The sequence below is a fragment of the Salinicola salarius genome (assembly GCF_002179555.1).
In the GTDB taxonomy this organism is placed as follows: Bacteria; Pseudomonadota; Gammaproteobacteria; order Pseudomonadales; family Halomonadaceae; genus Salinicola; species Salinicola salarius_A.
The window spans coordinates 252861-275974 of sequence record NZ_NHOU01000001.1 but is presented as its reverse complement, the minus strand read 5'-3'; the positions used below and the strand labels follow the sequence as shown (position 1 = coordinate 275974).

The 23114-nt window shown below is 63.3% G+C and carries 13 protein-coding genes; 1 reads left to right on the top strand and 12 read right to left on the bottom strand.

Annotated elements, in window-relative coordinates; translation table 11 throughout:
- Window positions 1-20: 20 nt before the first annotated feature.
- The 10 genes from CCD76_RS01210 to CCD76_RS01165 all read right to left on the bottom strand — a co-directional run bounded on the left by CCD76_RS01210 (window position 21) and on the right by CCD76_RS01165 (window position 19607).
- Window positions 21-2045, bottom strand: coding sequence for an alpha-1,4-glucan--maltose-1-phosphate maltosyltransferase (locus CCD76_RS01210; RefSeq protein ID WP_087717729.1), 2025 nt, complete (start codon window positions 2043-2045; stop codon window positions 21-23).
- Between the two features lie 229 nt (window positions 2046-2274).
- Window positions 2275-4461, bottom strand: a complete 2187-nt coding sequence (glgX, locus tag CCD76_RS01205) for a glycogen debranching protein GlgX (RefSeq protein ID WP_087717728.1) — start codon at window positions 4459-4461, stop codon at window positions 2275-2277.
- 57 nt (window positions 4462-4518) lie between these two features.
- Window positions 4519-4974, bottom strand: a complete 456-nt coding sequence (locus CCD76_RS01200) for a DUF2934 domain-containing protein (protein ID WP_179208810.1) — start codon at window positions 4972-4974, stop codon at window positions 4519-4521.
- A gap of 108 nt (window positions 4975-5082) precedes the next feature.
- The gene (treY, locus tag CCD76_RS01195; protein WP_087717726.1) at window positions 5083-7827 is read right to left on the bottom strand and encodes a malto-oligosyltrehalose synthase; all 2745 of its coding nucleotides are present in this window, start codon (window positions 7825-7827) and stop codon (window positions 5083-5085) included.
- The gene (gene malQ / locus CCD76_RS01190; RefSeq protein ID WP_071230544.1) at window positions 7824-9956 is read right to left on the bottom strand and encodes a 4-alpha-glucanotransferase; all 2133 of its coding nucleotides are present in this window, start codon (window positions 9954-9956) and stop codon (window positions 7824-7826) included. Before malQ ends, treY begins: the two co-directional genes overlap by 4 nt.
- Window positions 9953-11818: a malto-oligosyltrehalose trehalohydrolase gene (gene treZ / locus CCD76_RS01185; RefSeq protein WP_256961013.1), complete on the bottom strand. Its 1866-nt coding sequence runs from the start codon at window positions 11816-11818 to the stop codon at window positions 9953-9955. Before treZ ends, malQ begins: the two co-directional genes overlap by 4 nt.
- Entirely contained in the window at window positions 11815-13089 is a 1275-nt protein-coding gene (locus tag CCD76_RS01180) for an alpha amylase C-terminal domain-containing protein (RefSeq protein WP_179208809.1), read from the bottom strand. Before CCD76_RS01180 ends, treZ begins: the two co-directional genes overlap by 4 nt.
- Before the next feature lie 59 nt (window positions 13090-13148).
- Entirely contained in the window at window positions 13149-14627 is a 1479-nt protein-coding gene (glgA, locus tag CCD76_RS01175) for a glycogen synthase GlgA (protein ID WP_256961012.1), read from the bottom strand.
- A gap of 496 nt (window positions 14628-15123) precedes the next feature.
- Entirely contained in the window at window positions 15124-18318 is a 3195-nt protein-coding gene (locus CCD76_RS01170) for an efflux RND transporter permease subunit (protein ID WP_087717723.1), read from the bottom strand.
- Complete coding sequence (locus CCD76_RS01165) at window positions 18318-19607, bottom strand: efflux RND transporter periplasmic adaptor subunit (protein ID WP_256961011.1); 1290 nt, start codon at window positions 19605-19607, stop codon at window positions 18318-18320. Before CCD76_RS01165 ends, CCD76_RS01170 begins: the two co-directional genes overlap by 1 nt.
- A gap of 175 nt (window positions 19608-19782) precedes the next feature.
- On the opposite strand from CCD76_RS01165, the gene CCD76_RS01160 reads away from it, so the two are divergent.
- A complete protein-coding gene (locus tag CCD76_RS01160; protein WP_087717833.1) occupies window positions 19783-20415 on the top strand; it encodes a TetR family transcriptional regulator in 633 nt (210 codons plus the stop codon).
- Window positions 20416-20424: 9 nt separating this feature from the next.
- Here CCD76_RS01160 and CCD76_RS01155 read toward each other — a convergent pair whose 3' ends face one another.
- Window positions 20425-21297: a fructosamine kinase family protein gene (locus CCD76_RS01155; protein ID WP_087717721.1), complete on the bottom strand. Its 873-nt coding sequence runs from the start codon at window positions 21295-21297 to the stop codon at window positions 20425-20427.
- Window positions 21248-23110, bottom strand: coding sequence for a monovalent cation:proton antiporter-2 (CPA2) family protein (locus tag CCD76_RS01150; protein WP_087717720.1), 1863 nt, complete (start codon window positions 23108-23110; stop codon window positions 21248-21250). The genes CCD76_RS01155 and CCD76_RS01150 overlap by 50 nt, the downstream gene beginning before the upstream one ends.
- Between the last annotated feature and the right edge of the window lie 4 nt (window positions 23111-23114).

The following is a 23114-nucleotide window of genomic DNA, read 5'->3' as shown; positions in this document are numbered from 1 at the left end:
GTGCCTTCCTCCTTGGCTGATCAGCGCACCGGGTGGATGCGCCAGATGGCGAACGGCAAGTGCCATGGCTCCAGCCGCATCGACTGCCACTTGCCTTGCCAGGTCCAACGATGACCGGACATCAAGTCTTCCACGTGCAGGGCCGCATCGTCGGGAAGCGCGAACTCCCACAGCGGCAGCTCGAAGACCCCTTCCTGGGCTTCGAACGGGTCCAGATTGATCATCACCAGAATGAAATTGCCCAGATCGTCGGTGCGCTTGCCGAAATAGAGCAGGCGCTCGTTGTATGCCGGATAGAAGGCAACCCCGAGATGGGTCTGCAGCGCCGGATTCTCGCGGCGAATACGATTGAGCTGGGCGATCTCGTAGCTGATGTTGCCGGGCGCGGTATAGTCCCGCGGCTTGATCTGGTACTTCTCCGAGTCGAGATACTCCTCCTTGCCCGGCACCGGCTCGCCCTCGCACAGCTCGAAGCCGGAATACATGCCCCACAGCCCGGAGCCCATGGTGGCCAGCGCGGCGCGGATCAGAAACCCGGGACGGCCGGAAGACTGCAGGAAGTAGGGGTTGATGTCCGGCGTGTTGACGAAGAAGTTGGGTCGGTAACACTCGCGCATCGGCGATTCGTTGAGCTCGGTCAGGTAGTCGGTCAGTTCGGCCTTGGTATTGCGCCAGGTGAAGTAGGTGTAGCTCATGTTGAAGCCGATCTTGCCCAGGCGCTTCATCATCGCCGGCCGCGTGAACGCCTCGGCGAGAAACAGTACGTCCGGGTCGCGCCCGCGAATATCGGCGATCAGCCACTCCCAGAACGGCAGCGGCTTGGTATGGGGGTTGTCGACGCGGAAGATCTTCACCCCTTCGTCCACCCAGCCCTGCACCACGTCGCGCAGTGCCAACCACAGCGAGGGCACCGCGTCCTCGGCATAGAAGTCGACGTTGACGATGTCCTGGTATTTCTTGGGTGGATTCTCGGCGTAACGGATCGATCCATCCGGCCGCCACGAGAACCAGCCGGGATGTTCCTGGAGCCAGGGATGATCCGGCGAGCACTGGATAGCGAAATCCAACGCGATCTCCAGACCGTGCTCGGCAGCGGCCTGGACCAGGGCGCGAAAATCCTCGCGCGTGCCGAGTTCGGGATGGATCGCCTCGTGGCCGCCCTCCGGGCTTCCGATGGCATAGGGGCTGCCGGGGTCGTCGGGGCCGGCCTGGAGGGTGTTGTTGCGACCCTTGCGGTGGGCGCGGCCCACCGGATGAATCGGCGGAAAGTAGAGCACGTCGAAGCCCATGTCGCGAATCATCGGCAAGCGCTTGTGGACATCGCCGAAAGTACCGTGACGGTTGGGATCGTCGGTTTCCGAACGCGGGAACAGCTCGTACCAGCTGGCGAACTGGGCCCCCCGGCGTTCCACCTCGAGCGGGTAGACCGAGTTGCTGCGCGTCAGGTGCGGCCGGGCATCGGCGGCATGCATCCACTGGGCGGTCCGCGTGTCGAGCATGATGCCGACCCGCTCGCCGTCGCTGTCACAGGCCTGGAAACGTTCATGAATGTTTTCCAGTACTTCGCGCGCCTCGCCTTCCATCCGCTCGGCAGCAGCCACCAGCAGACGCCGCCCTTCCTCAAGTTCGAGCCCGACCGGAACGCCGGCCTGATGCTTCTTGAACAGCTCGTCGCGGTAGGTGCCGAACACATCCCACCACGCCTCGATCACGAAGGTATGCCGACCGACCCGCGTGGGGGTGAAGGCCGCTTCCCAGAGATCCTTGCCCAGCGGACGCATCAGGTGCATCGGTTCGCGGCGGTGCTGGCCCTGGTCATCGCACCAGTTCACGGCAGCGGCCAGCACATCGTGACCGTCGGCGAAGATCACCGCGGAGACGGTCACGGGTTGACCGGCGATCGCCTTGGCTGCGAAACGCCCTTGCTCCAGCGAGGGCTGCACGGCCTCGATGGCGATACGCGGTGAATGCGCTGCCGCCAGGGCACTTTCATCTCCCGACGATGACGCATCCGGCGTCTGATACGGCGATGAGCGCGTAACCATTGGCGCCTCCTTCCGTCCTTGGGGTGGAGCTGCTGTTTCGGCATTGCCGTCCCGGACGGCAATGTCGCGCTATATCACTGCTCTCATTACTGCTCTCGTGGACGAATGATCCGGCCCTGTCGCAAAGCCCTGTCATGACAGGCGCCGGAGTGAAAAGCATCATCCATCCATGATGTGCGAGAGCCACTGTCAGCCACAGGCAACCTGCTGCCTCGCAGGCTCCAGATGATCAGCAATACGGAGCCTCCACTTCGATGAGTTCGAAAAGTGAAAGACTTCGGGCCTTGACCTGATAATCGCTCTGCATCGGGCAACGTACGTTGGCAGCGCCCGGATCGAAGGTCTCGACACGTCTACGCCATTCGCTACCACCAGGCACGTCCGGCAATACGAAGTCGATATCCTGATCTCCGGCATTGAGAGCAAGAAAAACCGTTACGTCGGAGCCATAACGACAGATACCAGTGGGCTGTGCGTGGCCATTGAGGACCACCCCAATCGCCTTGACCTCTCCATCATGCCAATGCTCCACGCCCATCTCTTCAGCTGCCGGCGTGAGCCAGGTGACATCCTTGATGCCCAGATTCTCGTTCAGCTCTCCGGTCATGAAGCGCCCGCGCTCCAGGATCGGATAATGGCGGCGCAAACTGATCAGATACCGGGTGAAAGCCAGTAGCTCCCGACCTTCATCAGAGAAATCCCAATCGACCCAACCGATTTCACCATCCTGACAATAGGCATTGTTGTTGCCGCCCTGCGTGCGGCCGAATTCGTCGCCGGCCAACAGCATCGGCGTTCCCTGCGAGAGCATTAGCGTTGCCAGCAGGTTGCGCATCTGACGCATGCGTAACTCCCGAATCTCGGGATCGTCGGTCTCGCCTTCGGTCCCGTGATTCCAGGAAACGTTGTGGTCATGGCCGTCCTGATTGTCTTCGCCGTTGGCCTCGTTGTGCTTGTCGCTGTAGCTGACCAGGTCACGCAGCGTGAAGCCGTCGTGGGCGGTGATGAAGTTGATCGACGAAAAGGCCTTGCGCCCCCGGTGATTGAACAGGTCGGCCGAGGCCGTCAGACGGTTGGCGAAGGCCGGCAGCTTGCCTTCGTCGCCACGCCAGAATCCCCGCATGTCATCGCGGAACCGGTCGTTCCACTCTGCCCAACCAGGCGGAAACTTGCCGACCTGATAGCCGCCAGGCCCGCAATCCCAGGGTTCGGCGATCAGCTTGCACTGCGACAGCAACGGGTCCTGCCGGCAGGAATCGAGGAAACCGCCGCCTTCGTCGAAACCTTCGGCCTCGCGTCCGAGAATCGTCGCCAGATCGAAACGGAAACCGTCGACACGCATCTCATCGGCCCAGTAGCGTAAGGAGTCGGTGACCATCTGCAGTACCCGAGGATGCGACAGGTTCAGCGTATTGCCGGTACCAGTATCGTTGATATAAAAGCGCGGCTCTTCCGGCATCAGGCGGTAATAGGAGGCATTGTCGATTCCCCTGAACGATAACGTCGGCCCCATCTCGTTGCCTTCCGCCGTGTGGTTGTAGACCACGTCGAGCAGAACTTCGATACCCGCAGCGTGAAAACGCGCCACCATCTGCTTGAACTCACTGATCGACTCGCTGGCCATGTAGTTCGGATGGGGGGCGAAGAATGCCAGCGTGTTATAGCCCCAGTAGTTGTGCAGTCCCTTTTCCTGCAGATGACGATCATCGGCAAAAGCGTGGATCGGCATCAGCTCCAGTGAGGAGATACCAAGGTCACCGAGATACTCGATCACCTCCGGTACGGCGAGACCGGAGAACGTGCCACGCAGCGCTTTCGGCACATCCGGGTGACGCATGGTGTAACCGCGTACGTGCGTTTCGTAGATGACGGTGTCGCTCCACGGCACCCGAATCTCACTGGAGCGCCCCCAAGTGAACGCCGGATCGATGACCCGACAACGCGGCATGAACGGAGCACTATCTCGCTCGTCGAAGCTGAGGTCGTCATCCTCATGGCCAATGGTGTAGCCGTAGAGTGCATCGTCCCAGATCAATTCCCCCACCAGTTGCTTGGCATAGGGATCGATCAGCAGCTTGTTGGGATTGAAGCGGTGGCCCGAATCGGGGTCGTAGGGACCATGAACCCGGTAGCCGTATAACTGTCCGGGCCGGGCATCCGGGAGATAGCCGTGCCATATCTCGTCGGTATACTCCGGCAAAGGGATGCGTTCGATCTCCTCTTCGCCACTCTCGTCGAACAGGCAGAGCTCGACCCGGGTCGCGTTGGCCGAAAACAGTGCGAAATTGACCCCCAATCCGTCCCAGGTCGCTCCCAATGGATAGGGCAGCCCTTCCCGAACTCGTGAGCGCAGTTCCAAGCCACCCTGCACCGCAGGGCCAATGTTCGCCTCACCGCTCCAGCGCATATCGCTCATATTTCCTGTCCTCGGAGATCGGGTGCATCCGGTTCGACATCGTGTTCGCAAGGGCAGCTACTCGGATTTCTTGCCGCCACTGTCGGACTTGCGCGCCTTGGCCGTCGGCTTCTTTTTCGGTGCTGCCGAACCCGTAGCCGAGCTGCCTTTCGCGGCTCGAGGCGTGGCAGCGGCAGCCTTTTTGCGTGGGCGCGGCTTGCCGCCCTTCGGACTGGGATGCACCTCGACCCCGGTGTCCTCCTCCTTCAGCGCCTCGACCTCGGGATCGTCCAGCGGCAGACGCATCTCGTCGATGCCGAGTTCGTCGGGCTCGGCCGGTGGCTCTTCCCCTTCCAACAGGGAAGGCTCATCGGACGCGGCGCGCCAATCCTGTTCCTCCTCGCGCGCATTCTCGGCTTCGACGATGCGTTCGGCCATCTCCCAATGACGATCATCCTGATCGTCGGGCCGGCCTTCCGATTCCCAAATGCGATAAGCCAGCATCCGTACACGTTGTTCGCGACTGGTCATCATGACGCCCTCCTTCCTGTTCTCGTTGCGTGGCGGGGTCATCCCTGCCCCGCCAAATCCATGCAAGACCGGCGCCGGCTGGACCGACGCTTCACTTTCAAAGTAGCGGGTTCAGGAAGTCCATACCCAAGCCCCGCAGGGGAAATCCGACAAATGTTGCTGTAGCGACAGTCTGGCCGGCGACGCTACCGGCGCCGACGTCAGCCAGGCGTCTCCGGTACCCTCCAGCCCCAGCGTCTCGAGAGACAGCGTGGTATCCGACCACTGCAGTTCCCGTTCCAGCGATGACGCCGACAGCACCGTCGACAGGCGCGGCACGACCACAACCAGGGTCTGGGTCGGCGTCTTGCGGGCAAAGGCAACGACGTGATCCGCATAGGCGCCGCTGGCCTGCAGCGGCACGTACTCCCCTTCGCTGAAGAGGCTCGGATGCTCCCGTCTTAGGCTCAAAAGGCGCTGCACGACGGCCTGCTTGACGGCACCGTCCCGCCAGTGCTTCCAGGCCGAGGCCGGCATCTCCGCGCCTTCCAGCGCCTCGCGGCGCGCGGCCATGTCCACCGGGCGGCGATTGTCTGGATCGACCAGCGACTGATCCCAGAATTCGGTGCCCTGATAGAGATCCGGTATGCCGGGGGAACACAGCCGCAGCACCGTCTGCGCCAGGCCGTTGATCGCCCCGGGCAGGTCCAGCAGCGCCGCCGTCTCGGCCAGTTCCCGCGTCAGATCGCCGCCGCTCAGCGCACAGCGCACGGCGTCTTCGCCCGCCTGTTCGTAGGTCTCTTCGGGTGCCAGCCAGTGGCTGTCGAGCTTGGCCTCTCGCATCGCCTTCTGCTGCCAGGCGACGATACGGTCAGCGAAGTCGGTCAGTGCCTGGCGGTCCGGGGAGGCGAACTCGGCGTCCGGCTCCAGCTTCAGCTCCAGCGGCCAGGCCGCCAGCACCAACTGGAGCATCATCAGGCGATCCCCGCCGCTGGGCGTCTCGCCGCTATCGTAGAGGCGTTGATCGCGCGCCCATGCCTGCATTCTGGGCACCACTATATCGGCCAGTTCGCTGAGCGCCGCCAGCCGGGCACGGACATCTTCACCGCGCTTGTGATCGTGCGTCGCGGTGGTCAGCATGCCGCGGGGGAATCTTTCCAGACGCTCCCGATTCGCCTCGTGCAAGCGTTGCGGTGCATAGGCAAAGTGCGCCCCTTCGCAGCCGACATCGTTGCGTGACAGCAGCACCGCCGAGCGATAACCCGCGGTGTCCTCGACCGCCTTCGCCGCCAGCGGCGATGTCAGCTGCTGAAACCGCGTCAGCGCCGTCAGACGCCACTGCCGTTCGGGCTCGTCGAAATCGTTGGGCGCCTTGCCGCCGAACCAGTCGTCGAGCAGCGGCAACCAGGCCGCATCGGCCGCCGATAGCTGCGATCGAGCCATCTGCATGGCGTGGTCGAAATCTTCGGCATCGGCATCCGGCCGCCCATCCTGGTCGGCATAACTGCGATAGACCGGGTAGCCGACGGCCAGGGCGCCGAGAACGCGCCGAATCGCCGGCAGGCTGAACTCGCGGGTGGCGGGGCTGGCGCTGGCCAGCGCCCCGACGGCCTTGACGCAACGTTCGAACTCGGCCGCCAACGACCCTTCGAGCATTTCCCGGCGTGCCGCCTGGACCTCGGCGGCAAAGTCGTCCTCGCGGCCGCTGATCTCGCGCCACAGCCGAGCCAGCGGTTCGCGCCCCGCCGGGTCGTGCTGGATACCGGAGACCAGATCGAGAAACTCGTAGCCGGTGGTGCCGTCCACATCCCAGTCGGTGTGTAGATGCTCGCCGTCGCCGAGAATCTTCTCGACGTAGATCGGCCGTCGAGTCTCGTTGCGCCGCTCGCCGTTCAGTTCCTGACGACGCTCGGCGATGGCATCGAGACGTGCGCGCAGGCGCAGTGCGTAACCGCGGGGATCGGCCAGGCCATCGATATGATCGATGCGCAGCCCGTCGATCCAGCCGCGTTCGACCAGCGAGAGCATGTAGGCATGAGACAGATCGAAAACGCTCTCGTCCTCGACCCGCACGCCGACCAGTTCGGTGATATCGAAGAATCGACGCCAGTTGAGCGCGTCGTTGGCGGTGCGCCAATAGGCCAGCCGATAGGCCTGACGCTCCAGCAACGCATGCAGTCGCGCCCTGCCTTCCTCGGTGGCGGGGTCATGGCGGGCGAGGGTGGCCGCGATGAGCGGATCGTCGCCCCTGCGCTCTTCGTGGCTGATTTCCGAGGACCGGACTCGTTCGGGTTGCAGGCCGTCTCGATCAGCATCGGCATCGGCAGCAGCCGATGCCAATAGCGCTGAGGTGTGCGCCGGATTCAGCGGAAACCGGTGCTCATGGTAGACGACGAAAAAGGCCGCTCTTTCCGCATCCCACGCCAGCGTCAGTTCACCGTCTTCCAACACCTGCACGTAACGGTCACCGAGAAACGGCAGCAACAGCTTGCCGTCGGCGCCGGACTGTTCCCAGTCGATGTCGAAGAAGTGCGCGTATTCACTGGCACGACCATGCGCCAGCACATCCTGCCACCAGGGATTTTCGGAGCCCACCGCCAGATGGTTGGGCACGATGTCGGCCAGGATGCCCATGTCCGCCGCGTGCAGCGCTTCGACCAGCCGGCCCAGCCCCGCCTCGCCACCCAGCTCCGAGTCCACCCGGGTCGGGTCGATGCCGTCGTATCCATGGGCCGATTCTGCTCGCGAGGCAAGAAAGGGCGACAGATAAAAGTGGCTGATGCCCAGCTCGGCGTAATAGTCGACTTGCCGACAGGCATCGTCGAAGGTGAAATCGGCATGCAGCTGCAATCTGACAGTGGCGCGAAGCGGTCTCATGTTCGGCGCTCCCGGCGTATGCCATCAATGCGTGACAGGCGTTGCTGCACCGCCGGCTCGTTCAACGCCTGCGGCGCGGGTGCTGGTAACCGTCGTCGCCAGTTAGGATGCTCGTCGAAGGTACCGGGGAGATTGGCCTGTTCCTTCAATCCCAGCAGATCCTCCAGCGGAAATAGCGCCAGCGGTGTCGGCGTCTTTGCCACGTGCGCCAGTACGGCATCAATGACATCTTCGACGTCCACGCTGTCGCTGGCGATACCGCCTTCGCCGGCGACCTCGTCGAGCTCGCAGGCGCTGACCAGACGGCGCCGGTCCTGACTCCGCTGCTCGCTGAGCTCAGCCGGATCCTCGCCCGCTTTCAGCAGCCCCAGCCGGTTCCGCCAGTGCAGATCGTTCTCCAGCCACCAGCCTGCTACCGTGGGCAGGTCGTGGGTGCTGGTGGTGGCCATGGTGGTCCGGCGCCACGCCTCGGCCGGCAGGAACGCCTCGCCCTCTCGTTCGAACCACATCACGCTCATGCCCAGCACGCCCCGCGCCGCCAGCCGATCCCGCAGCCCGGCTTCGACGGTCCCCAGATCCTCGCCGATGACGATGGCCCGATGCCGCCAGGACTCCAGCGATACCAGTCGCAGCAGATCGTCCAGCGGATAGCGCAGATAGGCCCCCTGCTGCGCCGTTTCCCCTTCCGGGACCAGCCACAGTCGCGAAAGCCCCAGAATATGGTCGATCCGCAAGCCGCCGGCATGCGCCAGACTGGCTCGCAGCATGGCCAGGAACCCCCGGTAGCCGGAATCGACCAGCCCCTGGGGAGAGAACGCCGCCACGCCCCAGTTCTGGCCGTGGGCATTGAAGGCATCCGGCGGCGAGCCCACGCTGAGCCCCGGAAACAGCTCTTCCGGATCACTCCAGGCCTGGCTGCCGGTGGGATCGGCGCCCACGGCCAGATCGGCGATCAAGCCCACCGCCATCCCGGCCTGACGCGCGTTGTTCTGTACACGCTCGAGTCCGGCCGCCACCAGCCACTGCAGAAAGACCGAAAATGTAATGGCTTCCCGGTGCTGCTCGGCGAACGCTTCCACCGCTTCCCCGCGGGGATCCCGCCACGCCTCGGGCCACTGCCGCCAATCGGCATGGTCGGCATGCGCCTGCAGCACTTCGAAACGACAGTGACTCTCGAGGCTGCCACCGCCATCGCGACGGAAGGCGACCAGTTGCGAGCGCCAGGCAAGCGCGCTCTCGTCGCGCTGCACGTGCAGAAACAGCCGTTCCAGCATCGACAGTTTGAGGCGCGCGCTGGTCGGCCAGTCGATCAACTCGAGACTGGCCTGCTGCGCCATCGCCTCGCTGAACGGCGCCTGCGCCCGCGCCAGGGTTTCCGCATCGAAGACACACTCCGGCGAGGCGTGCCAGACGTTGTAGAACAGCCGGCTGGAGGGCGAATAGGGGCTGAACCGTTCGGGATGCGAGGCAAACAATGCATGCAGCGGACTGATGGCAACCGCATCGGCACCGGCGCGGGCCACCACGGCACAGAGGTCGTCCAGCGCCTGCAGGTCGCCGATACCAGCATCGCCCTCGCGCCGCAGCCCATAGAGCTGTACCGCCACGCCCCAGTAGCTCGGCTGGGCATGACGGCGCTCCCGGGCGATATCGTCTAGGGTAAAGCAGCGCGGCGGTGCCACTGCCAGAGTCCGGGTCACGCTGTCGTCGCCCCGCTCCGTCAGAAAACAGACGTGGTGATACCCCGTCTCCTGGATCGCGGGTAGGCAACCGTTATCGTCGAGATGACCGTCCATCGTCTCGCCGCTCTCGAGCCGGATGGCGAAGGCGCACCCGCCGCTGCCGACGACGGGCACCTGGGTGAGCTGGCCCTGATCGGCGATCAGCATCGGCGGCAGTTGCTCGAACGCGGAGGGCCATCGTCGCGCCTGCCAACGGGCCAGGCTGGCGGCGACCTCCTCGTCGTCGCCCGCCGGCCAGCCAAGGCGGGCCAGCATCGTGCGCTGGCGATCGTCGGACAGCGTCTGAGGCTGGTTGTCGCTACCGACCCATTCGCACAGCAAGCCGACCGACTCTGCCAGTTGGCGCAACTCGGTAGAGGGTTGATATCCATCCTGAACAGTCGTCATACGTCTGGCTCTCCCGGCACGTCACCCGAGGGCTGGAGCCAGACGGCACTGGTCCGCGCCGGCAGTCGACCCTCTGCGATATGCTCATCCACGCCATCTCGTGAGCAGACTAGCGGTGTCTCCTGCCAGACTACGGACACCGGTTGTGGCGAGAGATTGATGGCGATGGTCAGCTTATGTCCATTACCCAGCGACCAGCGACCCTCCACGGCCTTGTCACCGAGCACACGAGCGCCGATGGCGCAACTTCCCTTCAACCAGGGCACGAGGTGCTCGTGACGCAGCGCCAGCCACTGCCGAAAACGCGCCTGATGACGCCGATGTTCCGGCGCGCTGGCCTCATCGTCATCGAGCCGGGAAGCCTCGTACGTGGTCAGGGCATTGGGATCAGGGATGCGCTCGCGTTGCGCCGGGTCCTCGAAGGCGCTGAAATCGGCGAATTCACGGCGACGGCCTTCCCGTACCGCATCCGCCAGGGCGTCGCGATGATCGGTAAAGAACAGAAAGGGTTGCGTCGAGCCCCACTCGTCTCCCATGAACAGCAGTGGAATGGCGGGAGACATCAGCAGCATCAGCGTTGCCGCATCGAGCGCGTCCGGCTCGGCCAGCCGGGATAGACGCTCCCCCAGCGCACGGTTGCCGATCTGGTCGTGGTTCTGCAGAAAGTCGATGAACGCCGTCGGCGGCAGATGCCCGCTGGGCTCGCCGCGCGCCTCGCCCTTGCGTGAAGGCTGGCCCTGATAGATGAACCCTTCGCCCAGCGCGGTCGCCAGCTTTTCCGTGGTGTGCTCGGCGAAGTCGGCGTAGTAGCCCTCGCGTTCGCCGGTTAGCAGGACATGCATCGCGTTGTGCCAGTCGTCGGCCCATTGCGCATCGAACAGCGCCGGGTCCAGCAGACTAGCCTGGTTATGCTCGTTTTCCAGCATCAGGTGGCAGTGGCGAGTCGAACCGACCCGCTCGCGCAAGGTCTGTCCCAGCTCGACCAGGAAATCCCGCTCACTGATGGCATGAACGGCGTCGAACCGCAGCCCGTCGAAACGATACTCGAGCAGCCACATCAGGGCGTTATCGATGAAGAAGCGGCGCACTTGCGGACGACGGAAGTCGATGGCATCGCCCCAGGGCGTCTGCAGGTCATCGCGGAAGAACGCCTTGGCGTAGTGCGCCAGGAAATTGCCATCCGGGCCGAAGTGGTTGTAGACCACATCGAGGAAGATCATCAGCCCGTGCCCGTGGACATCGTCGATCAGTGCCTTGAGCGCCTCCGGCGTACCGTAGTAGGCCGCCACGGCGTAGGGCTGGACGCCGTCGTATCCCCAGTTGCGCTCCCCCGGGCATTCGGCGAGCGGCATCAGTTCGATGGCGGTCACACCCAGTTCCACCAGTTCGGGTAGCCGTCGGCGCAATCCGTCGATTCCGCCGCAGGCGCCCAGATGAACCTCATAGATGACCGTCTCTTCCCATGGCCGGCCTGTCCATTCGTCATGGCGCCATGTGTAGCGATCCGGATCGATCACGCAGGTTAGCCCGTCGACGCCACCGCGTAGCGCTTTCGAGGCGGGGTCGGGCACGGGCATGCCGTCATCGTCATCCTCGACGAAAACACGGTAGCGGTAGGCGGCCTGCGGCGGGCAGTCCAGCTCGAGTTCGAAATCCCCCTCCGCCATCGGGTTCATCGGCTGAGGCGCCATGCCTTCGCACTCCACATCCACCCGCTGCGCGCTGGGCGCCCACAGGCGAAAGCGAACACGCCCTTCGGCGGTCAGTGACGCGCCGTAGAAAGGTACCCAGGCCGCCTCATTCATGACATCGGATGGCGTGGCAGCCATGCTCGAGTCGCTGGAACCGGAAGACGCGCTCATGGTGTTTCCTCGATCCAGTTTTCGTGACGCAGAAACAGCGCGGCCATCGGCGGTACCGTGATGGCCAGCGACTGGGGGCGACCATGGCTGGAAATCGGCTCCGTCGTCGCACCGCGGCTATTGCCCACGTTGCTGCCGCCGTAGAAGACGCTGTCGCTGTTGAAGATTTCCCGCCACCAGCCGGCGCTGGGAGCGCCCAGCCGATAGCGATAGTGGACAGAGGCCTGGAAGTTGCAGAGGCAGATCATGCTGGCGTGGCCGCTTTCGGTATGGCGGGCGAAAGCAATCACGCCGTTATCGCTATCGTCGTCGACCAACCATTCGAAACCGAGCTGATCGTCGTGGCGGATCTGCATCGCCGGCTCGTTGACGTAAAGCCGGTTGAGATCGGCCATCAGGCGGAGTACGCCTGCATGTCGGCTTTCGAACAGCAGCGGCCAGTGCATGGCGGATTCCCGGGGCTCGGCCAGCACCTGGCCCAGCTCGACGCCCATCGCCACCTGCTTGTCGCCGGGTAGCGCCCACATTAACCCCAGGCTCGCTCGATACGCAGCAAAACGCTGCCAGTCGTCACCGTGAATGGATTGTCGCCACTGACCGAGCGCCGACGTCTCGTCCGGCATCTGCTCCAGCAGTCCCCGATCGGTTTCGTGTGGCGTCAACGCCTCGATCCAATCGGCATGCCAGCGGGAGCGCTCGGCGGGGTCGAGCGCCAGATAGTGAGCACTCGCTACCCGCCAGCGCGGCCGTCGATGCAACGTCAGCAATAGCTCGGTGGTCTCGCTCTGAAACAGGTGACAGCCGCTGGCGCGTGAGGCGTCGTCGGCTTCCTCGAAGCCGTCGATATGACAGCGCTGGCACCAGGCGAGAAAGCCGGATTCGGACGATGGCGAGGCCGTCGGATACCGAACCATGACACCTACGCCGGCGACATGGCATGTCTCGACGAACTGGCAGACCACGGTATCGGGCTGGCCGATGAGCGCCTCGTCGAGCACGACATGGGTAAATCCCAGATCGGCGACATAGGGCACCAGCTCCTGTGCCAGATGGTTCCAGTTCAGGGGCGGCGGGAATCGGGAGACGTACCAATCCGCGGCATCGAGGCGATAGAGCGCCAGCGGCATATCGCCACCATGGCGCCCGACCCTGGCCCGCATCCAGTCGCCGTCATCCCAGGGCCATGCCGCCTGTCTTCCGCTGTCACCAGACGAATCCGAGGAGAAAGACGACGAGAGCGCCAGCGTCCAGGCCGCCTCAGTCGGATTCATGTTCAGAGGCTCGAGGCCCTGAGGCCACGAAGGCGGCGTGCGATTGTCGGCAACGATCATCATGGTCTTGTCACGACGTCTTCGGTTCGCACTATCGCCTCCGTCAACAGGTCGGCATAGAGTCGCCGATAGGGAATCACGGCCTGGCGCCAATGCAACCGCCCCGCCATTGCCGCCCGCCGCATGGCGTAGAACAGATCGGTGGCGCGGAACAGGTCGAACGCACGCAGCACGGTGGCGCGATAGGTTTCCAGGCTCATGTCGTCGAACAACAGCCCGTTGATGCCATCCTGGATCGTATCCGCCAGGCCGCCGGTCCGATGCGCGATCGGCAATGAGCCGAAGCGTTGGGCGTAAAGTTGGCTCAGGCCACAGGGCTCGAAACGAGACGGCATCAACAGGAAGTCGCTGCCCGCGTAGATCTGTCGCGCCTCGCCCTCGTCGAAGCCGATATTGACGCCGACCTGCCCAGGGTAGAGCGCGGCCATTTCGACCAGCGCCTGCTCGATGGCGTATTCGCCGCGACCGATCACCACCAGCTGTCCGCCGGCTCGCACGATGGCGTCGGCGACCTGAATGGTCAGATCGAGCCCTTTCTGCGCCACCAGGCGGGAAACCACCGCAAACAGCGGGCCACTGCTCGGATCCAGGCCGAACATCCGGCGCACGCGCTGCGTATTGGCACGTTTGCCATGCCAGTCGTTAATACCGAAGTTGGGCGCCAAATGAGGGTCCGTGCGCGGGTCCCAATGATCATCGATGCCGTTGAGCAGACCGCTGAGCCGCCCTTCCAGCGCACGCTTCTTGAGCAAGCCCTCCAGCCCGCAACCCAGGGGAGCCGTGGTGATTTCGTCGGCGTAATTGCTGCTGACCGTCGTGACATGGGAAGCGTAGGAAAGCCCCGCCTTCATGAAGGAGAGCTGGCCGTGAAACTCCACCCCATCGATATGAAACGCGGATGCCGGGATCCCGAGTGCCGGGAGACGCTCGGCGGGGAAGATGCCCTGATAGGCGAGGTTATGGATGGTATAGACCGAAGGAACGTAACGCTTTCCGAGCCAGCGGACATAACCGGCCGCCAGTCCGGTCGCCCAGTCGTTGAGATGGAGCAGTTCCACCTGCCAGTCGAGCAGGGTCGCGTCATTGACGATCTCGGCGGCCGCCATCGCCAGACGCGCAAAGCGGATATCGTTGTCGGGCCAGCCCACCCCCAGTTCGTCACCGTAGGCGTTACCATCCCGGTCGTAGAGCTCCGGACAGAGCACGACGTAGACGATCAGGCCATCCTCGCAGAGAAGACGCCCAATCTCGCAGGCAGGCAAGTCATGACTGGCGGGCAGACTGGCCACATGCACGATCGGCCGGCCGGCAGTCAGCACTTGCCGGTAGCCTGGCATCAGGATGCGTACGTCGTAATTGGGTTTCAGTGCACGAGGCAAGGCGGCGGAGACATCACCCAATCCGCCAGCCTTGATGAAATCGGCAATCTCGGTCGTCACGAACAGCACACGCCGACGCCGGCTCGGCGATGCGGGCATCGGTCGCGACAACACGCCTGCAGGCGACCTCGACGAGGCCTGACCGGTTATCGACGCGGACCAGCGGGATTTCCCCTCAGCTCTCGCAGCCGTCTGACTTTCCCTTCCATGAACTGCGGCCTGCGTCATGTTCAGCCTCCCTGAACATTCGGTTCACCAGTCAATATTAACCAGCTTCGACTCATCATCCTGCGCTCAGGCGTCAGGCACAGCCATAACCGACGTTAATCAAGGAGATCAACGGCGATCGCGGTTACCTGCCAATGTGCTGAGCGATGATTCGCGGGCACGACGGGATGGCGATCTTTCGGCGCAACCGACCTCGCCCCGGCACCGACCTCCAGCCCCGATTACAGATATATGCCACCGGCCGGAAAGCGTCAAAGCCTGTTTTGAGACGTCACCGCAGCCGATGAACGCCAGCCAACAAAAAAGGCAACCCCCAAGGGGGGTTGCCTTCGAAAGACCGAATTACTGGTCATTTTGACGCAGTCGATTACTGGCTTTCGCGCGCCTCCGGCTGACGGTCGTGACGCTGTTCACCTTTGCCAAATTTCGCCTGCAGCCCGTGCGTGACCTTCATGATCAACACATAGGTTGCCGGCACGAAAACCGTCGCCAACAGCGTGATGGAGATCATCCCGCCGACCACCGGCGTGCCGATCTGATTACGGCTTGCCGCACTGGCACCGGAAGCCAATGCCAGGGGCAGCGTACCGCCGATGAATGCCAGAGACGTCATCACGATGGGACGGAAGCGCTGGCGTGCCGCCACCTTGGCCGCATCGACCACCGACAGTCCCGCATGCTTGCGCTGCTGTTCGGCGAACTCGACGATCAGGATGGCGTTCTTCGCCGCCAGGCCGACCACCACCAGCAAGCCCACCTGCAAGTAGACACTGGTGCTCAAGCCAGCCAGGTAGACCGCCAGGATAGCGCCGACGAAGGCGAACGGCACGGCGGAAACCACCGCCAGCGGCAAGGTCCAGCTTTCGTACTGCGCAGCCAGAATCAGGAACATCATGATGACGCCGAACGACAGTGCCAGCGTCGCCGCCGTGCCCACATTGACCTGCTGGTAGGCTTCACCGCTCCAGCCCATCGAGTAGTTGACACCCAGGGTATCGGCAACCACTTCCTGCATCGCCGCCACGGCCTGACCCGAACTGTAGCCGGGCGCCGGACCACCTGAGAACTGCGCCGCCGGATAGGTGTTGTAGCGTTGCAGCACCGTCGGCGCCTTGCCTCGCGTCAACGTGACCAGCTCGGAGAGCGGAACGCGCTGCCCGTCACCGCCGCGTACATAGACCTTGCTCAGATCTTCGGGATTACGACGAAAATCGTCTTCGGACTGGAGATAGACCTGGAAGTTGCGGCTCGAGCGAGTGAAGTAGTTGACGAAAGAACTACCGAACGTGCTCGCCATGGTCGTATTCAGGTCGCTGATATCCACGCCGAGACTACGCGCCTTCTCGATATCCACTTTGGCCCGGTAGACCGGCACATTGACATCGAGCGACGAGAACACCCCGGAGAGCTCCGGCCGCTCCGCCGCGGCCTGCATCACCTTGCCGGCGGCATCCGCGAGCTGCTGCGACGTGTCGCCGCCGAAAGCCTGCAGGTAACCGGTGAAGCCACCGGTGGGAGACAGGCCCTGTATCGGCGGCAGGTTGAAGGCAACCGTCTGCCCGCCCTGGATCTGACCACCGATCTGCATGATCTTCTGCGTCAGCTGATCCACCGTGATATCGCGATCTTCCCATGGTTTCATGGTGACGAAGACCGTGCCCTTGGAGGTATTGGGCGAGCTAGACAGGATGTCGAAACCGGGTATCCCGACCACGTAATTGATCCCCGGGACGGCATCTCGAAGCCGCTGACTCAACTCCTGCACATAGGCGTCGGTCCGTGCCACCGAGGATCCTGCCGGCAGGCTGACGGAGGCCAGAGCCACCCCCTGGTCTTCGGAAGGCAGGAGCGCCGCCGGCAACTGGGCGAAGATCATCCAGGAGAAGACCCCGGCGGCAACCAACCCGACCAGCACCAGCCACAGCTGATGAATGATGAAGTTGGTGATCGCCATGAACAGGTCGGTAATCTTGTCGAAGAGCTTGTTGAACCAGTCGAACGGCTTGCGAATGACACGCACGAATCCGGACTGCTTCATGCGATCCTGATGCTTCAGGAAGATCGCACTGATCGCCGGCGTGAACGACAGCGCCACGATCGCCGAGATGGCCACCGAGATCGCGATGGTGATCGCGAACTGCTGGTACATCTGCCCCGTCAGGCCGCTCATGAAGCCGACCGGCACAAACACCGCCGACATGATGAAGGCGGTGGCGATGACCGCGCCAGACACTTCCTTCATCGCCTCGAGACTGGCGCTGAATGGCGTCGCCTCCTCGTCTTCCTCCATGATGCGCTCGACGTTCTCTATGACCACGATCGCGTCGTCCACGACGATACCGATCGCCAGGATCATGCCGAAAAGCGAAAGCAGGTTGATCGAGAAATCGAGCAGGTACATGCCGGCAAAGGTACCTACTACCGAGATCGGCACTACCGACATCGCCACCAGCGTCGAGCGCCAGCTCTGCAGGAACACGAACACGATCACCGCGACGAGCAGCAGCGCCTCGATGAAGGTTTGTTCCACCGATTCGATGGAAGCATCGATGAACAGCGTGGTGTCATAGGGAATCTCGTAACTCAGGCCCGGCGGGAAGCGGGTCTTGAGATCCGCCATCGACGCCTTCACCTCGGCCGCCACGTCGAGCGCGTTGGCGCCTGGCTGCAGATAGATGGCGATCGGCGCGATCGGGCTGTTGTTGACGTACCCCTGAATGCCGTAGCTGTTCTTGCCCAGTTCGATCCGCGCGACATCGCTCAAGCGCAACGAGGAGCCGTCCGGGTTGGTGCGCAGCACGATATCCCGGAACTGATCGACGTTCTCGTAACGACCCTCGGTCGTGATGGTGTAGGTGTAGGGCGTGGGGTTGCTCTGTGGTTCGGCACCCAGCTTGCCTGCGGCAACTACCGAGTTCTGGGCCTGAATCGCCGACGATACCTCTGCCGGTGTCAGGTCGTACTGCGCCAGCTTGTCCGGGTTGAGCCAGACGCGCATGGCGAATTCCTGGCTGCCCAGCACTTCCGCCTGCCCGACACCCGGCAATTGCTTGAGCGTATCGGTGATGTTGATGTTGGCGTAGTTGGTCAGGTAGAGCGAATCGTAGGCATCGCTGCCCCCTTCCGCAGTCACCGCGACGAACAGCAGCACGCTCGACGAGCGTTGCTCGACCGTGACCCCCTGGGACTGCACTTCGCTCGGCAACTGGGACAGCGCCTGTTGCACGCGGTTGTTGACGTTGATCTGTGCCGTCTGAGGATCGGTGCCGATGTTGAAATAGACGCTCATCGACATCTGACCGCTATCGGAACTGCTCGAGGTCAGATAGATCATGTCCTTGGTGCCGTTGATCTCCTGCGCCAGCACGGCGGCGACCGTATCGGAAACCGTCTGCGCACTGGCTCCCGGATAGGTCGCGGAAACGCTGATCGTCGGCGGCACGACCGAAGGATACTGCTCGATGGGCAGCGTACGCATCGCCATCAAGCCGATCAGTGTAATGATGACCGAGACGACGGTCGCGAATATAGGCCGCCTGATGAAAACGCTGGAAAAATTCATCAGTTGGCTCCGTTCTGTCCGCCGTTCGCCTTTTGCGCATCACGCTGGGCGCCCGCGACGCCTTCGCCACCTTGTGCGTCGGGCTCCTGGGAGGGGTTTTCACCAGCGTTGTTCTGCGGCTTGGGCACCTTGCCAGTGAACGGCTGCGCATCGATCTGATCGCCGGGGGAAATACTGCCGATTCCCGACACGACGACTCGGTCTCCGGGGTTCAGCCCCTCGGTGATGATCTGCCAGTCACCGGCGATCTCGCCCAGCGACACGAATCGCGTCTCGGTCTTGCCTTCGTCATCGAGCACGAAAACCTGCGGCCCCTTGAGCCCTTCGGTCACGGCGATCGACGGCACGGCATAGACGTCGTAACGCATCACGTTAGGCAGCGTCACGCGCACGAACTGGCCCGGCAGGAAGAGCTGATCCTCATTCTGAAATACGGCTTCGGCCTGTACCGTGCTGGTGGATTCATCCACTCGCGAACCCAGAAAGTCCAGTTTGCCCCGGAGCTGGAGCGCATCGCGGGAAGCGCTTTCTGTACCGGGCGCGGTCAGAATCGCGGTATCCGCCACGCCTTCGTCTTCCTTCTGACGCTGCTGGCGCAGCGAGAAGGCGTCATCGGCTGGCAGCGAGAAGCGCACCTCGATCGGATTCAGCGGCGTGATGGTCGCCAGCTCCTGGGGCGGTTGTACCAGATTGCCGACGTTGACCTCGCTGTGACTGATCATGCCGCTGACCGGCGCATTGACCTCGGTATAGCTGAGATCGATCTGGGCGCTGTCCAGCGCTGCCTGAGCCTGAGCCTGGGCCGCCTGAGCCGTGCGCAGATCGGCCTGGGCCTGATCACGCTGCTGCTGGCTTATGGAGTTCTGGTTGTACAGGCGCTGATAGCGTTCGGCATCACGCTGGGCACGATAGACTTCCGCCTTGGCGCTCTGCACGTCCGCCTGGCGCTGCTTGACGGTCGCTTCATAAGGCGCCTGCTCGATGGTGAAGAGCTTGTCGCCCTTCTCGACCATGCTGCCCTCGCGGTAATGACGCGCTTCGAGAATGCCCTCGACACGCCCCATCACGGTCACTTCGCGATCGCTGCGGACTTGGCCGGGATAGGTTTTGGAGAGCGCGACATCATGCGCCTCGACTTCCATCACTTCGGCCTTGGTAGGTGGCTTTTGTTGTTGCCCTCCGCCTTGTTGAGCACTTTGCTGATCGTCCCCGCCACAGCCGGCCAGTGCCAATGACAGCAACAACGCCCCACCGAAGCCGAGGGTGTAATTCATGAGATTAGGGCGCATGAGACTCCGTCCTGGAAGAATGGTACCTAAGTTGATCTCGCGAGCTTACAGGCATACATACATGAATGTAAACTTGCGGGGAAATTGGTATGCTTTGCCAACGGCAGCTTGAACCACATCATAAGAAATGCCGGCCCAACGTCTCGCACTCCACTCATCTGTCGACGACAACATCATGCCCAAACGTACCAAAGCCGAAGCCGAGGCTACCCGCGAAGCGCTGCTGGACGCGGCTGAAGTCATCTTCCTCGAGCGCGGTGTATCGCGCACTTCGCTCGAGCAGATCGCGCGCCAGGCTGGGATGACACGAGGCGCCGTTTACTGGCATTTCAAGAACAAGTCCGACCTGTTCCACGCCATGCTGGACCGCGTCAAGATGCCACTGCGACAGTTGCTGGATGATGTCGAGGATCCCGACCAGCCCAACGCGCCGCTGGAAAGCCTGCGCCTGGCCACGCTTCACGCTCTCGGGCGGCTGCAGGGACCGCGCTCGCGTCGCGTCCATACCATCCTGCTGCACTGCAGCGAATCGGCCAGCGATGTCGATATTCTCGCGCTGCAGGATCAACTGGCGTGCGACTGCTATGAAACGATGGTCGAACGCTTCGAAGAAGCGCGTGATACCGGAACCCTGATCGATAACGTCGAACCGGAAATTGCCTCTCGCATGCTGATGTCGATGATTCTGGGCCTCCTGCATGACTGGCTGCGTGATCCTGAGCGCTATGATATCGGCGATGTCGGCCCGCGCATGATCAACACCTTTTTCGAGCGCATCACCCCGACGCCGGCCAAGCCGCTCGACTGAATCGGACCGTCACTCGACCAGCACGCGATCCACCGCTCGCGCAACGCCACCGAGATAGCCCCGGCCAAACAGATAGAGGTGATTGAGCAGCGGATAGAGCTGGAACAGTGCCTCGCGCCGTTCCCAATCCGCGGGGCGCCCTCCATTCCAGTAGGCCTCGAAGAAGGCGTCGCCCGGCCCGCCGAACAGCGTCAGCATGGCGATATCCACTTCAGGGTAGTGTCGATAGACCGCCGGATCGATGATTGCCGGCCCCCTGGGCGTGAAGAGCACGTTGCCCGACCATAGATCGCCGTGCACCAGGCAGGGCGGCGTATCGGGCAGCCAGCTTTCGAGCGACTCGGCAACGCGCTCGATACGCTCGGCGAGACCGGCGTCCAGCAACCCCTGGTCGCGACACAGTTTCATCAGCGGCAGCAAGCGCCGCTCGCGCTGGAAGACACGGCCGTCCGCCAGCGGCGCATTGGGCTGAGGTGTCGAGCCGCAGGCATTGTCCCGCGGCCAGCCGTGCTCGGCCTGCGAATCTCGAGAATCACGGTGCATCTGGCGCAGCCCTTCGCCCAGCGCTGAGCCGTCACGTTGCCCCGTGGCATCCAGGGCTTCCATCACCAGCAGGTCGTCATCCTCGGCAACGACCGCCGGCACGACGAGCAGACGACAGACGCTGGCCAACGCCCGCAGCCCATCGGCCTCTCTGGCGACGCGCTCTACCGAATCCTGCTTGACGATGCAGGGTCTCGCACCCTCGACTCGCCACAGCCCGGCGCCGCTGTCACCACCGGAAAGCGGCGTAATGCCGGCGTCGAGTTCCAGCCCGGTGTCGGCCGGCAGCTCAAGCGCCGCGAGCCGGGGTTTCAGTCTCTGCAATGGTGTCTGCGTCATCGCGCATCTCCTCGCGATCGTCGGTGTCGGTGTCCTCTTCGCGTCTGCCGGTTCGCCCCCGGTTGAGCTCCTGCTGGAACAGGGATTGCAGCTCGGCCATGGCCGCCTTTTCGGTCGCCATCAATTGCTCGGTATCGTTGCGATGCGCATAGGTATCCTTGAGCAACTGGTTGTCGAAATCGCGGAAGGTGCGCACCGCATTGATGGCATTGGCGCTGGGATAACCCAACCCCTTGAGGACTTCGACGCTCATCTCCATGCTCGAGGCGAACGTTTCGCGAACCACGCCATCGACGCCGATCTCCATCAGTTGCCAGGCGTGATGGCGATTGCGCGCCCGCGCATAGACGGCGAGATCTGGAAAGTGTGTCTTTGCCAGCCTCGCAATGGTCAGCGCAGTGTTCTCGCCATCGACCGCAATGACGAGCAGGCGCGCCTTGTCGATACCCGCCGCGCGCAGCAGGTCGAGCCGGGTCGCGTCGGCGTAAAAGATGCGGGAACCGAAGCGGCGAATGAACTCGACCTGGGTGATGTTGGGGTCCAGCGCCGTGAAATTGATCCCCTGCATCTTCAGCATACGCCCGACCATCTGCCCGAAGCGGCCTAGGCCGGCGATGATCACCGGGGGTGTGTCGTCGCCGAAGTCGGTATCGAACGGCCGGCTCTCCTTGAGACGATCGCCCGCCTTCTCTCCCAGTTGATACAAAAACGGCGTGGCCGCCATGCTCAGCGTGACCGCCGCGATACACAGGCTGGCGATGCGCTGATCGATGACGCCAGCGGCCACCGCCGCCGTCAGCAGCACGAAGTCGAACTCGCCGCCCTGGGAAATGATCGTCGCCAGCCGGGGGATTTCCGGGCGAGGCAATCGCGCCAACAGGCCGACGATCACCAGTACCACGGACTTGGCCAGCGTCATCGCAACGGCCAGCCCCAGCACCAGCCAGACGTTGTCCAGCACGAGACCGAGATTGACCGACATGCCGACGGCAATGAAGAAGAGCCCTAGCAGCAGCCCCTTGAACGGCTCGATATTGGCTTCCAGTTCATGCCGATACGGGGTGTCCGCCAGCATCACACCGCCCAGGAAGGCACCCAGTGCCATCGACAGCCCCGCCCACTCCATGACCAGTGCCATCGCCAGCACCAGAAACAGTGCCGCGGCGGTGAATATCTCGTGCACGTCGCTACGTGCGATCAGCGCCAGCACGCGAGGGAATACCAGGCGACCGAAGACGATGGCAGCGATCACCACGCCAATGCTGCGGGCGATGAGCCAACCGTCGCCGGGCGCGGCGTCGGCACGCCCAGCCAGAAACGGCAGCAGCGCCAGCAGCGGTATCACCGCCAGATCCTGAAACAGCAGAATGGAGAACGCGCTCTGACCGTGCGGCGTCGCCAGTTGACGGCGTTCGTTGAGAACCTGCAGCGCAAAGGCGGTCGACGACAGCGCCAGCGTGAGGCCGAGGAAGATGGCGATACTCGGCGGCAGGTCCAGCAGGAGCCCGACCGGCATCAGCAGCGCTGCGCAGCCCGCCATCTGCAGCGTCCCCAGACCCAGCAGACGCTTGCGCATCCCCCACAGGCGACGCGGCTCCAGCTCCAGGCCGATGATGAACAACAGCATGACCACGCCGAACTCGGAGAAATGCAGCACCGATTCCGGCTCGGAGATGAAGCCGCTGATCGACGGGCCCGCGAGCAGGCCGATGCAGAGGTAGCCCAGGATCGACCCCAGCCCCAGACGCTGAAACAGGGGAACCGCAAGGATGGCTGCGCCCAGCAGCACAGCCGCTTCAGTGAGAAAGCCCATCGAA